Annotated in this window: 12 protein-coding genes and 1 pseudogene; 6 read left to right on the plus strand and 7 right to left on the minus strand. The window is 47.0% G+C overall.

Annotated elements, in window-relative coordinates:
- Positions 1-6: 6 nt before the first annotated feature.
- The gene (locus MTO69_RS13695; protein WP_248334962.1) at positions 7-1,551 is read right to left on the minus strand and encodes an alpha-glucoside-specific PTS transporter subunit IIBC; all 1,545 of its coding nucleotides are present in this window, start codon (positions 1,549-1,551) and stop codon (positions 7-9) included.
- A gap of 55 nt (positions 1,552-1,606) precedes the next feature.
- Complete coding sequence (locus tag MTO69_RS13700; RefSeq protein WP_248334963.1) at positions 1,607-2,935, minus strand: 6-phospho-alpha-glucosidase; 1,329 nt, start codon at positions 2,933-2,935, stop codon at positions 1,607-1,609.
- 177 nt (positions 2,936-3,112) lie between these two features.
- Here MTO69_RS13700 and MTO69_RS13705 point away from each other — a divergent pair, with 177 nt between their 5' ends.
- Entirely contained in the window at positions 3,113-3,823 is a 711-nt protein-coding gene (locus MTO69_RS13705) for a GntR family transcriptional regulator (protein ID WP_248334964.1), read from the plus strand.
- A gap of 421 nt (positions 3,824-4,244) precedes the next feature.
- Here MTO69_RS13705 and MTO69_RS18930 read toward each other — a convergent pair.
- From MTO69_RS18930 to MTO69_RS13720, 4 genes and pseudogenes are all read right to left on the minus strand, one after another.
- A pseudogene (locus MTO69_RS18930) lies at positions 4,245-4,346 on the minus strand (carboxypeptidase); the annotation flags it as partial.
- Positions 4,347-4,420: 74 nt separating this feature from the next.
- Entirely contained in the window at positions 4,421-6,124 is a 1,704-nt protein-coding gene (locus MTO69_RS13710; protein WP_248334965.1) for an FAD-dependent oxidoreductase, read from the minus strand.
- Between the two features lie 67 nt (positions 6,125-6,191).
- Positions 6,192-6,320: a pyridine nucleotide-disulfide oxidoreductase gene (locus MTO69_RS13715; protein ID WP_248334966.1), complete on the minus strand. Its 129-nt coding sequence runs from the start codon at positions 6,318-6,320 to the stop codon at positions 6,192-6,194.
- A gap of 11 nt (positions 6,321-6,331) precedes the next feature.
- Positions 6,332-6,517 (minus strand): YgaP family membrane protein, encoded by a 186-nt coding sequence (locus MTO69_RS13720; protein WP_176289105.1) that lies wholly within the window; start codon positions 6,515-6,517, stop codon positions 6,332-6,334.
- Between the two features lie 164 nt (positions 6,518-6,681).
- Here MTO69_RS13720 and MTO69_RS13725 point away from each other — a divergent pair, with 164 nt between their 5' ends.
- The 5 genes from MTO69_RS13725 to MTO69_RS13745 are packed head-to-tail and all read left to right on the plus strand — an operon-like array spanning position 6,682 to position 12,136.
- A complete protein-coding gene (locus MTO69_RS13725) occupies positions 6,682-6,990 on the plus strand; it encodes an ArsR/SmtB family transcription factor (protein WP_248334967.1) in 309 nt (102 codons plus the stop codon).
- Between the two features lie 31 nt (positions 6,991-7,021).
- Positions 7,022-7,441, plus strand: a complete 420-nt coding sequence (locus tag MTO69_RS13730; protein WP_248334968.1) for a YeeE/YedE family protein — start codon at positions 7,022-7,024, stop codon at positions 7,439-7,441.
- A 17-nt stretch (positions 7,442-7,458) separates the two neighbouring features.
- A complete protein-coding gene (locus MTO69_RS13735; protein ID WP_248334969.1) occupies positions 7,459-7,917 on the plus strand; it encodes a YeeE/YedE family protein in 459 nt (152 codons plus the stop codon).
- Positions 7,918-7,976: 59 nt separating this feature from the next.
- Complete coding sequence (locus MTO69_RS13740; protein ID WP_248334970.1) at positions 7,977-8,981, plus strand: efflux RND transporter periplasmic adaptor subunit; 1,005 nt, start codon at positions 7,977-7,979, stop codon at positions 8,979-8,981.
- Positions 8,982-8,983: 2 nt separating this feature from the next.
- A complete protein-coding gene (locus tag MTO69_RS13745) occupies positions 8,984-12,136 on the plus strand; it encodes an efflux RND transporter permease subunit (protein WP_248335623.1) in 3,153 nt (1,050 codons plus the stop codon).
- Between the two features lie 50 nt (positions 12,137-12,186).
- Here MTO69_RS13745 and MTO69_RS13750 read toward each other — a convergent pair whose 3' ends face one another.
- Entirely contained in the window at positions 12,187-13,071 is an 885-nt protein-coding gene (locus MTO69_RS13750) for an endonuclease/exonuclease/phosphatase family protein (RefSeq protein WP_248334971.1), read from the minus strand.
- Positions 13,072-13,163: the final 92 nt, after the last annotated feature.

The following is a 13,163-nucleotide window of genomic DNA, read 5'->3' on the forward strand; positions in this document are numbered from 1 at the left end:
CGTATTCTAAGCTTGAATAAGCTGGCTCATTTCCTCTCGTACTTGAGGTACCGTTAGACCAACAATTATCTGGAAGCTTTCTCCATTTCTTACCACATTGACGGCTCCATGCTCTTGGAAGTAAGCGGTGGGTTCAACTAGCTCGGCATTCTTCACTTTTACTCTTAGTCGAGTTGCACAATTCGTTAGTAGTTCAATGTTGTTGCTTCCACCTAGTCCCGCGATAAAGGCATTCGCTTGGCTGTCATCCAAGCTGCCTGCTTTCTGGGATGCGCGGTATTCAGCTTTGGACACCAGTTTAACTTCGGCATCATCGCGGCCTGGAGTCATGATGTTGTATTTTAAGATGATCGCTCTAAAGCTAATGAAGTAAATTGCTGTAAATGTCAGCCCTAGTGCAATTTGCACGAGGTAAGTTCCCATGTGGTTTGCGCCCAGTGGCAGCCAGTTTTGGAACACAAAGTCGATCAAACCAGTTTGGAAGTTACCCGATACTCCTAGCATGTATGCAATGGTGGCCATAGTTGCCGATAAAAGCGCATGCAGAACAAACAATGCTGGTGCAATAAACAGGAAGGTAAATTCAATTGGTTCGGTGATACCGGTGAGAATTGCTGTGATGGCAGCGCCTAGTACTAGGCCAAGTACCATTTTCTTTTTCTCAGGTTTTGCTGTCGAGTACAGTGCTAACGCAATACCAGTACAGCCAAATACCTTTCCCATGCCTGTTAGCATAAGGCCACCTTGTGGGAACTGCTCCGTTAATGGGGCATTACTTGCAGCAAACTCTTGAATGTGTTGAATCCAGTACGCAACAGTACCTCCGTCAACAGCAACTGGACCGTAGAACACTGGGCCATAGACGAAGTGATGTAGACCTGTTGGGATGAGCAGGCGTTCAAGTAAGGTGAAGGCCCAAACACCAAACGAACCAGCGTTAACTAAGAACGTTTGCAGGCTATTAATGCCTCCTTGGATACTTGGCCAAACGAAACAGGTAATGATCGCAAGGGCAACCATGATAGGGAAACTGATGATGACTACAAGCGGGGTGCCATTAAATACGGAAGCCCAATCCGCCAATTTACGTTCAAAATAGTTGTTATGAACCCATACGGATACACCAGCGATTAAGATAGCTCCCAGAAGATTGGTATCTAGTGTTAGGATGCCGCCAATTTCAGTCAGACCGCGTTCACCTGTAACGTAGTTTACGCCTAAGTCAGTGCCCCAAAACTGCAGAACGCCACCAATGACGTAGTTGAATGTGATGTATGACACCAGTGTTGCAAGTACAGCACGGCCGGATGCAGACTTTGCGAGTGCGATAGGTAAGCCGACTGCAAAAATCAGCGACATGTTTTTAAATACGGCGAGTGATGCTTGCAACAAAATGGTGGAGACGCTGTGCCAAGTTGAACCAGGCACCGCCCAAGGAAACAGGTCTTGGTTGAGCAGCATTACCGTAAATCCAAGTAGCATACCTGCTGCCGGGAAGAGTAGGACAGGGACAAACATTGCTGCCCCGAACCTTTGAATCATATCTTTCATTGTGACCTCCGTATAACGAGTTAACCGAGCTATGTCGGTTAACTCGTTGTTTCAGTTATTTAAAAAATTGTGGTAGGTAGTTTTTGTTTTCTTCTAATAGCTCTGCGACTATTTTTTGTGCTTTTGGTAAGTTGATGACGGTGCGGTTTAACGTTAAGGCGTTTATGAGTTTCTGTTTGTTGCCTTCATACCAAGCGTCAACTACCAACTTTTCATAACCTAGTTGGCTTTCGATCATCGCTTTTTGGAATGTTGGAATCTTGCCGACAGTAAAGGCTTTAGGACCGTCATTGGTCAGCGAACAAGGGACTTCAACCATGGCATCATCCTGCAAGTTGGAGATGGTGCCATTGTTAGGCACTATCACTAGGTAGGTGTCGCCCATGTTGTAAGCAAGGGAAGCGGCGACTCGTACCATGTAACGTCCATGAATATCTGCATGTAGTGTTTCATTAGCGGTAGTACCAGCTTCGATGATGCGTTGATTGAGCTCAAACACGCGTTTTTCACGGCCATTAATCACTTGTCTAGCGCGGGTGTTGTTGATGTCTTCCTTGGCAACCATCTTTTCTGGGTATAGGTAATACTGCAGATAGGTATTTGGTAGATACTCAGGGTTATCTCGCAGCATGTTCTGCATGTTTTGGAATGTGGCTTGCCAAGAAGGATCATCGGCAATCTCTGGGTCGATCGCACTGATGCCATTGTTTAGGATAATGCTCTTGATCTCTTCAGTAAGATCTTGACCTTGCTTGTTTCTTATTTTGGTAAACCAACCGTAGTGGTTTAGTCCAAAGTACTCAGGAACCAGATCCCAGAACTCGCAGCCAAGCAGGTTTGCATAACTCACCATGATCGCAGCAGGCATGTCACAGATGTTCAAAATGCGTTTGTCTTGCGGGAATTCTCGATTTATCGCTTCTGCGACGATCGCTGCAGGGTTGGTATAGTTGAGTATCCATGCATCTTTAGAATAGCTACGGATCTCTCTGATGAGTTGGAACATATCGCCAATTGAACGTAGGCCGTAAGCCATTCCTCCTGCACCACAAGTTTCTTGCCCAACACATCCATTTGATAGTGGAATTTGCTCATCGCGCTCACGCATCTCTAGCCCGCCAGTGCGGATCTGAATAAAGAAGAAATCCGAGTTAGCGAATGCGACCTCTTTATCTGTCGTGTAGATAAACTCTTCTACTTCTGGGTAATGCTCTTTGAACAGTATTTCAGTCGCTCTTGCATTAGACGCTTGGCGCTCCTTATCAATATCAAAGAAGACAACACGTTTTAGTGGAAAGGTCTCTTTCTCTGCAATCAAGCTGTTCATCATGCCTAGTGTGTATGTGCTACCAGCACCTACCACGGTTAAATTCTGCTTTTTCATCATTGTTCCTCACACTTGTTGATGAATTAAAGGTATCTTAAAAGTATTATTTAAGGCAATACATATGGTATTCATTTGAGGCGGTTTGATACTACAGTCACGCAATAGGTGTATAAAAGTATTTTAAATGTATTATTGGTCACACTATCTGTGTAAAATGGGCTGCCTGAAGGAGAGATGATGAAAAAACCGAGATATCTACAAATTGCAGATGTTCTGATCGATAAAATTAATAGCGGAGAGCTTGCTGTTGGTTCAATCTTACCTACTGAAGGAAACCTTCAGACTGAGTTTGATGTTAGCAGAGTGACCATTCGCAAGGCGATGCAAGTATTGGTTGATAAAGACCTACTTTTTCGACAGCGTGGCAGTGGTACATACGTGAAAGCGCCAAGAGCGAAACACAACGCTTTGCAGTTGAGTGGCTTCGTTGAAGAAGTTTCTGCTCAGGGTAAAACGCCTAGTTCAAAGATCATTACTTTCGAATTACTCGAATGTGAGCAAGACGTTGCCGATAAACTAGGGATTGAAGTGGGTGAAGAAGTATACTCGATTCGACGACTAAGAATGATAGACGATGAGCCAGAGGTGCTTGAGCATACCTATTTACCCGTAGCTCTGTTTCCTGACCTTAGCATCGAGGCGATGCGCAACTCCAAATATGACTATATCGAGAATACCAAGGGATTAAAAATTCATTTGGCCCGCCAATCTGTTAAACCTCAGATTTTGGATAAAGATACGGCTAGTGAATTGAATGTTGATATTTATCAGCCAGTTATAAGAGTTGACTCTGTTGGTGAACTTGTAAATGGCGATATTTTTGAATACACGATTCATTACTTTAAGGTAGAGCAATATAGCTTTGATTATGTAGCTTATCGGTAGTTTGCACTGGAATTCGGTGACTTGAAATGACGGTAACGGCACTGGCCTAGCCATACTAAAAATAATTCGATAATTGTCGATTTAAGTAAATAATCTAAATTGCTTTTGTCCAAAAACGTGCTAGATTTCCATGCTGGTATCCAACAAGTCGACTATTTGTACAAGGTCCTGTGTAATCTGATCTCGAAGCCCTTGTGGAAGTGCAAGTGCGCGGATGTGCGAGCTTTTGCGTTGAAGCTGGCCCGCTTCGCGGGAAGGAACCAGCTCATTCTTCTTTGTCATCGAGTGAGTCAAAGAACTCGTCGCCGTCCATTAGATCATCGTCGTCAATATTTTCAAAACGAGACTTAACGAGATCAAGCTTTTCTTCTTCTGTCATATCAAATCCAATGCAGCCCTGGCGGGCTGCTTTTGGTCACAATCATAAGTAGCGATTGCGAAGATGATCTTCAAAATACGTGGGATTGAGAGTTTCGCCTGTGGCTTGTTTGACCAACTCATCAGTCGTCAGAAAGCTGCCTTTGCATCAAATATAGGCTGATATAAAAAAGGAGCACATAGAGTGCTCCAAAGGAAAAGGGCAGGGTTTAGCTTAGCTTAAGCGGTGGCGAACTTGTAAGTGCGATACCCACCAATCAGGTTACGCGCTTTGAAGCCGCTATTAACCAGTTGACGGTATGCGACGTTACCGCGTAACCCAACTTGGCAGTAGATTACGATCTCCTTGTCTTTTGGTAGTTCGTCCATACGGTGACGCAATTGGTCTACAGGAATGTTGATCGCATCTTTGATAAAGCCAACATTTTCAAGTTCGCCGGGGTTACGTACATCAAGCAGGACTTGCTCGTCTGTCAGTGAGTCCATTTCATCAAAGTGAATCGGAGTGGCGTCGCCCTTGATGATGTTGTTGGCCACAAAGGCTGCTTGGTTGATCACATCTTTAGCACTGCCATACGGCGGCGCGTATGTGAGCTCAAGGTGTTGAAGCTGCTCGACCGTCATGCCTGCACGCTGTGCAACCGCCATTACATCAATTCGTTTATCGACACCGTCTTTACCCACTGCTTGCGCACCAAAGATTTTGCCTGTTTTTGCATCGAACAACATCTTGAACGAAACAATCTCAGCGCCTGGGTAGTAACTTGCATGGCTTGCGGTATGAACGTAGACCTTTTCGTACTCAACACCATCACGTTTAAGTTGTTTCTCGTTTTTGCCCGTTGAAGCAACCGCGAGGTCAAATATCTTACAGATAGCCGTGCCTTGTGTACCTTGATAGGTTTCACTGCGTCCCAGCATATTATCGGCAGCCATGCGACCTTGACGGTTAGCAGGGCCAGCAAGCGGAACCAAAGTTTGTGCACCTGTGACAAAGTCTTTTTCTTCGACTGCATCACCCACAGCGTAAATGCTAGGATCGCTAGTCTGCATCATTTCATTGGTGTAGATACCACCTAGTTCACCAATTTGAAGCCCTGCTTCTTTTGCCAACTTAGTCTCAGGGCGCACACCGATAGCCATGATTAAGATGTCAGTAGTTAGTGACTCACCATTGCTTAGAGTAAGATTGAGTTCACCTTCAATATGCTGGTGTTCGGTATCTTCACCAGAGCCGATGCTGGCTATATGCTCGTTCGGCACGTACTCGATTGCTTGAAGAGCAACGCCTAGTTTAAGGTCAATACCTTTTTGACGAATTTCAGCGTGCGCAAAGCCCGCCATTTCACGGTCGACAGGTGTCATCACCTGATCGGCCATCTCAATTAGCGTGGTTTTAATTCCCAACTGGTGGAAAGCTTCCATCATTTCTAGACCGATGAATCCACCTCCGACAACCGTTGCGTGCTCTGGCTTGTTCATTTGGATGGTTTGAATGATACGATCCATATCTGGGATGTTACGCAGCGAATGCGTCAGCGGGTTATCAATACCAGGGATTGGCGGTACGATAGGGCCTGCGCCAGGGCTAAGGAGCAAGAAGTCGTAGCTTTCAGTATATTCGCTATTATCCAATAGGCTCTTAACAGTAACCTGCTTGTTGTGTCGATCAATGGATATGACTTCGCTCATAACACGAACATCAACGTTAAATCGAGCTAGGAAGCTTTCTGGAGTTTGCAAGAGGAGCTTACTTCTATCCTTAATGTCGCCACCTATGTGGTATGGCAAGCCGCAATTGGCGAACGAGACGAAACTTCCTCTTTCGAACATGATGATTTCTGCATCTTCACTCAAGCGACGAGCACGTGCTGCGGCTGATGCTCCACCAGCAACGCCACCAACAATAAGAATCTTTGTCATTACCTAACTCCAAATTTAATCGAAAGTACTTAATAAACCACTCTCTGCAAAAAGAGTGGTTTATTATTTACTTTTCTAATGAGACAAAAGGACCGCGCTCAAACATGATGATCTGTGCGTCTTCGCTCAAGCGACGTGCGCGAGCTGCGGCCGATGCGCCGCCAGCCACACCGCCAACAATTAAAATCTTAGTCATTTTTCACTCCGTTATTGGAAACCCAGTTTTTTCAGGAAATAGGCCGCAGGACAAATCCCTGTAAATGCGCTTTGAATCAAGTTAACACCGACGAAAACGGTCAACCACACGAAGCCAGTATGAACCGTTACGGTAAGAACTACCGAGAGCAGCACCATACTTCCAGCTAGTACTCTGATTGCATTTTCAAGACTCATGACGTTCTCCTTACGTGACTATTTGCCTTAGTTGCTAATCACTATAGTTATATAGATTAGAAAAGTCTAATGTTAATTTTGCTAAATTCATAAAATCTAATTTAGTGTTGACTAAATATTGTTGTTTAGTATTATCTAATTTAAAAGTTGAGGAGAAATGAGCCATGAACAGTCAAACAGTGAATATCGACGAAATGCAAAAGAACGCGGTCGCCGCTGCTGAACTATTAAAAGTTATGGCTCACCCAGAGCGGCTAATGGTGCTGTGTCAATTGACAGAAGGTGAAGTAGGGGTTGGAGCACTACAAAGTGGTTCTGCCCTGAGCCAATCGGCGTTCTCACAGCATCTAACTGTGCTACGCAAGCATGGCTTAATCAAATCGCGTAAAGAGTCGCAACAAGTATTCTATTCGCTGGATGACGAACGCGTTGTCCAGCTTATTCACAATTTACAGTCCACGTTTTGTGGCTAAATTTTTAACTTTGATAGCTTAAGAGGTAACTATGGCTTTTACTTTTCCTTGGGAATCGCTAGCAGGAGGCATTTTACTGGGTATTTCAGCGACTGTTTTGCTGTTGTTGAACGGCAAGATAGCTGGGATCAGTGGCATTATGACTGGACTATTAACCCCAAAATCGTCTGACTTTGCATGGCGATTGCTGTTTGCAGTTGGCATGGTGGGTGGTGGTGTTCTTGCCACGATTTGGTTTGCTGTTGAAATCCCGAGTGAATTTGGTCTCAGTGCTTGGTGGTTGGCAGCGGCGGGTTTGCTGGTTGGCATTGGCACCCGATTAGGCAATGGCTGCACCAGTGGTCACGGCATATGCGGCATTGGTCGGCTATCTAAGCGCTCCATCGTCGCGACTATGATCTTTATGGCTGTCGCTGGCGCGACCGTGTTTGTCCGTCTTCACCTTCTGTAACCCAAGAGAGCATTAGCATGAATAAAGTAGTATTTCGTTTAACGTCGCTAGCGGCTGGCTTTCTGTTTGGAATGGGTATGATCATCTCTGGTATGGCCGACCCGAATAAAGTGATTGGCTTTTTGGACGTTGCGGGGGCGTGGGACCCAAGCCTTGCTTTCGTGATGGGCGGCGCCCTGATGGTGTTTATGCCGAGTTACTTCTTGCTGATCAAACCGAAACAAAAACCTTTGGTAGCTGAACAGTTTTGTATGAGCAAGCACAAAAATGTCGACGGTCGCTTAGTCGCCGGTGCCGTATTGTTTGGGCTTGGCTGGGGGCTTGCAGGTATTTGTCCTGGGCCAGCGATGTCGAGCTTAGCGCTAGGCAATATGGGTGTTTGGATCTTCTTCGCCAGTATGATGGTTGGCCTTGGGGCAACAAACCTACTGATTTGTTTGAAAAATAGTCGCGAGTCACAAACGCAAACCGCGTAAAGTTTACTATAAACATCAAGATGATTTGATGGGATGTTTGGATTAAGGGAGTGGTGCAAATGAAACTGTTATCTTTGAGTATTGCGTTGGGTACAGCGTTGGCCACCAACGTCTATGCACAACAAGACCAAAACAGCTACACGGTGAAGAGTGAGCCACTCTCTCAAATCGTTCATTTAGACGGCGTGGTTCAACCTGTTAATCAGGGTACGGTCGCTGCGCAAACATCCGGTCGAATTGTCGGCTTGTTTGTTGATGTCAATGACTATGTTAAACAAGGAGCTGTGCTTCTTGAAATCAGTGATGTGCAACAATCGGCGTCACTTGAGTCGGCGCAAGCTCAACTGCTTAGCGCCGTTGCACAAAATCGAGAGGCGCAAGCACAGTTAAAGCGCTACAAACAGCTTTTCCCTAAAGGCGCGGTATCTCAAGATCAAATGGACAGCGCAGAGGCCCGTGCTCGCAGTGCGGCCGCGTCCGTGAAATCGGCTCAGGCTGCGGTCGCTCAGGCCAAAGAGTCACTTGGCTATACCAGTGTTACTGCGCCATATGATGGTATTGTCACCAAACGTCATGTTGAGCTGGGCGAAACTGTCGCTCCAGGAACGCCGCTATTAAGCGGCTTTGCGCTCAACATGCTCAGAGTCGAGACGGAAATCCCCCAGCGCTATCAACCGCGCGTTGAGCGTATCGATCAGTTTGCAATCAGCGCGCCAAATGGACGCTCGATTGCTCCGACAGAGTATAGCTTGTTTAGCTATGCCGACCCGCAGTCGCACACCTTTAAAATGCGCTTAACCTTGCCAGAGAACACGACAGAATTAGTGCCTGGAATGTGGGTGAAAACCGAGTTTGAATACGGTCAGAAACAGGCGTTGATGATTCCAGAGTCTGCCGTGGTTCGCCGCGGTGAATTGAGCGCAGTGTATCGCGAAACAGGGCAATCACGATTGCTCAATCCAGTTCGGTTGGGCCAAAGCTATGGTGACTATGTCGAAGTGTTGTCAGGCCTAGAAGAAGGCGATGTGATCTCTACGGTGGCATTGGCGGCAAAAGGAGAGTGATGATGGACAATCAACTCGGAATTTCCGGTCGAATTGCAGCAGCATTTCAAAACTCGGCAATGACGCCGCTATTGGCGCTGGTTGGTCTGCTGATGGGGCTGTTTGCGGTGTTGGTCACGCCCAAAGAGGAAGAGCCGCAAATAGACGTCACATTTGCCGACGTTTTCATTCCATTTCCTGGTGCTGCGCCGCGAGAGGTTGAAAGCTTAGTCACTACGCCGGCAGAGCAAATCCTGTCTGAAATTCAGGGCATTGATAAGCTGTACTCTTTCTCACAGCCAGATGGTGCGATGATTGTGGCCATCTTCGAAGTGGGGGTGAGCCGTAATGATGCTGTGGTGCGCCTGTATAACAAGTTGTATTCGAATAAGGACTGGATGCCGCAAGGCGTTGGTGTTGGCGAGCCAATAATCAAACCTAAAGGCATAGAAGACGTACCTATAGTTAGCCTAACCTTGAGTGATCGCAGTGGGCGATTCGACCAGCAACAGCTCACTCAAGTGGCGCACGGCTTAGAAACCGAACTCAAGCGCATTCCCGGAACACGCGACATCTACACCATAGGCGAGCATTCGACAATTGTTGATGTGCGTTTGGATCCGGCCAAAATGAACAGTTTTGCCATCACCTTAGATCAGTTAAATCAACATCTTCCAGCTGCAAATAGTAGCTCACCAATGCTGCGCCTGACCCACGACAATCAGGAGTTTCCTGTGCAAGTTGGCCAGTTTTTAACTCGAGTGGAAGAGGTGAAACAACTGGTGGTCGGGCTGCACAATAACGCACCTGTCTATCTCGAAGATGTCGCGACGATCAGTTTGGGCGCCAATACGCCAACTCAAAACGTGTGGACCAGCGATAAAACCGACATTGTACCTGCGGTGACCATTGCGATTGCCAAAAAGGCGGGCGAAAACGCAGTGAATGTGGCGCAAGCGATCGAGACTCGGTTGCAAGAGCTCCAGAACAAGCTGATTCCCGATGGTATAGAAGTCGAGATCACTCGCGACTATGGTAAAACCGCCGCCGATAAGAGCAATACTCTTATCGGTAAGCTGGCGTTCGCTACTGCAGCTGTGGTTATTCTGGTGCTGCTCACCATGGGATGGAGAGAAGCCTTTGTGGTGGGTTTTGCGATAGTGGTGACTTTGATGATCACGCTATTTGCGTCGTGGGCATGGGGGTTCACACTCAATCGCGTTTCGCTGTTCGCACTGATTTTTTCGATTGGTATCTTAGTTGATGACGCGATAGTGGTGGTGGAAAACATTCACCGACATATGTCGCAGGGTAAAGCTAAGCTGCAAGCCTTAATTCCAGCTGCGGTTGACGAAGTCGGTGGCCCAACCATCTTGGCGACGTTGACTGTCATCGCGGCTTTGTTACCGATGGCATTTGTGAGTGGCTTAATGGGCCCGTATATGAGCCCGATCCCGATCAATGCGTCTATGGGGATGTTGATATCTCTAGTGGTGGCGTTTGTCGTTTCGCCTTGGCTTGCGAGTCATTTCTTAAAACCCTCAGCGCATCATCAAGAGTCTCACGCAAGTGATTCTATATTCCACAAAGTGATGGCGCCATTTGTGACTGCAAAAGCGCAAGCTCGCAATCGTTGGATGCTGTTGTTAGCCGTGATCGCATTGATCGTGGGCTCAGTGATGCTGCCAGTGTTTCAGGCTGTGGTACTGAAAATGTTGCCGTTCGACAACAAGTCAGAGTTTCAAGTGGTGTTAGATATGCCTGAGGGAACCTCGCTGGAGCGTACTCAACGTGCACTTTTTGAAATGGGCCAAGAGCTCAATCAGTTACCTGAAGTCACTAGCTATCAAATCTATGCGGGGACTGCTGCGCCGATCAACTTCAATGGCCTAGTGCGTCATTACTTTGTTCGCAGCCAAGCCAATCAAGGCGACATTCAAGTGAACTTAGTGCATCGAACCGAACGTGACCGCGACAGCCATGAAATCGCCTCATCGATTCGACCTGCTCTCAACCAAATTGCCAGCAAGTTTGGGGGTAAGGTGAAAGTTGTCGAGGTGCCGCCAGGGCCACCGGTCTGGTCGCCAATTTTGGCCGAAGTGTATGCACCAACTCCAGAGTTACGCAGTGAGGCGGCACGCGCTATTCGTGAGGTATTCCGCGCGACCGACGATATCGTCGACGTAGATATGTATCTGCCAGAAGAACATCAGAAGTGGCAAGTTGTGATTGATCGCAGTAAAGCGTCGCACCTGATGGTGTCGTATGCATCGATTGTCGACGCCTTGGCCACCTCTGTGGGCGGAAAACCGATCACCTACTTACACAGTGAGCACAGCAAATACCCAGTGCCGATTCAAATTCAAGCCAGTGAGAGCGCCAAAGTTCGCCTTGAGCAGGTACTGAACATGAAAGTCGGCAGTCAAAACGGTAACGCGTATCCGCTCTCTGATTTGGTGAGTGTTAGACAAACGCGCATGGACGACTACATAGTGCACAAAAACCTCGTGCCTATGGTGATGGTGGTCGGTGATATGTCGGGGTCTGTTGATAGCCCGCTGTATGGCATGTTTAATATTGGCGCTGCGATTGATAAGCAGATGGATGTTGAGCAGTACTACATTAATCAGCCTGATGGTTTAGAAGGTATTTCGATTCTGTGGGATGGTGAATGGACCATTACCTACGAAACCTTCCGTGATATGGGCATTGCTTATGCGGTCGGTATGATACTCATTTACCTATTGGTCGTCGCTCAGTTCAAGTCCTACTTAGTGCCTTTGATTATCATGGCACCGATACCATTGACCATCATCGGCGTGATGCCGGGGCATGCAATCCTAGGTGCGCAGTTTACGGCAACTTCGATGATCGGCATGATAGCGTTGGCGGGCATTATAGTGCGCAACTCGATCCTGTTGGTTGACTTTATCAATCAGCAAACAGAACAAGGGATGGCGTTTGCTGAAGCCGTGATTCAATCGGCTGCGGTGCGAGCCAAGCCGATCATGCTGACCGCACTGGCAGCAATGATAGGGGCAGTGTTTATCCTTGATGATCCGATATTCAATGGGCTCGCCATCAGTCTTATTTTTGGGATCTTTGTCTCGACCATACTGACACTGTTAGTGATACCCGTACTCTATTACGTCGCGATGCGAAAACGTTTTGAATAATTGATTGGCGAATAGTTGGTTGGCCCCGCTGTTAACGCGGGGCTTTTTTATCACTGTAGAAGCAACGGGCAGTGGTCGCTCAATTGATATTGAAACAAGTCATCCGGCTTGTAGGTGACTTGCTTTACCGAGTTTAGCGAAAAATCAGAACTGGTCACTACATGGTCAATCAGCGAGCGGAACTGGTGAGTTTTGTTGGGCTGCTTACGCGAGCGAACTTTACACTCAGCAGGCGTGTTTCGGGTGGCTAACTTCGCCTGGCTGCCGCTGCTCAAGGTTTTCCATAACCAATCGTCAGGGTAGGAGAGATTGTGGTTGAAGTCGCCAATGATCATGTAAGTCTGTTGATTAGACTCACGTTGCACTATCCATTGGTTTAGCGCTTTCGCTTGTGAGCTTAAAGTACGGCAGGACGGGTTATTTTTATATGCGCCGGAGCAGCGCGCTTTAAGGTGCACCGACAACAAATGAATAGGGGCATCACTGGTTGGATGAATCACCACATACGAAGCGAATCTTAGCTTGCTGTTACTATGACTATCCAATTGAATATCCGTTTTGTTCTCCACACGGATACCCCCTCGCACCGCAAAACCCGTGTACTGATTGATGTCGCTAAATTGATGCAATTGGTATTGAGGCTGGGAGCGCTGTGACAAGTAAAGCTGATAACCATTCCCGACTACCTTGCGTAGGGCGTCTAAATCGTTGACCTCTTGAAACGCCAGCACATCACTGTCGAGCTGATTAAAGTAGCGACTAAGGGCTTGATAGTCGCCGCTGTTTCGCTGTGAGCTGGGGAATTTCCCTGAGGGATTGCTCGACAACCATTCGAGGTTCCAACTGCTGTAGACGAGTTTTTGTTCGGCTAGGGCCGTCAGTGGTAGTAGTAACCAAAAACCGATTCCAAGCAGCCAATATTTAACGTTGAACATAAGGTAAATTCCTGAAAATAGTTGCAGCCTTTATCTAATAAGAGGTCTACAAAAATCAAGTAGGCTTAGTATCATTTTTTCAATTTTCATCA

It is taken from the genome of Vibrio sinaloensis, from assembly GCF_023195835.1.
Classification (GTDB): Bacteria; Pseudomonadota; Gammaproteobacteria; order Enterobacterales; family Vibrionaceae; genus Vibrio; species Vibrio sinaloensis_C.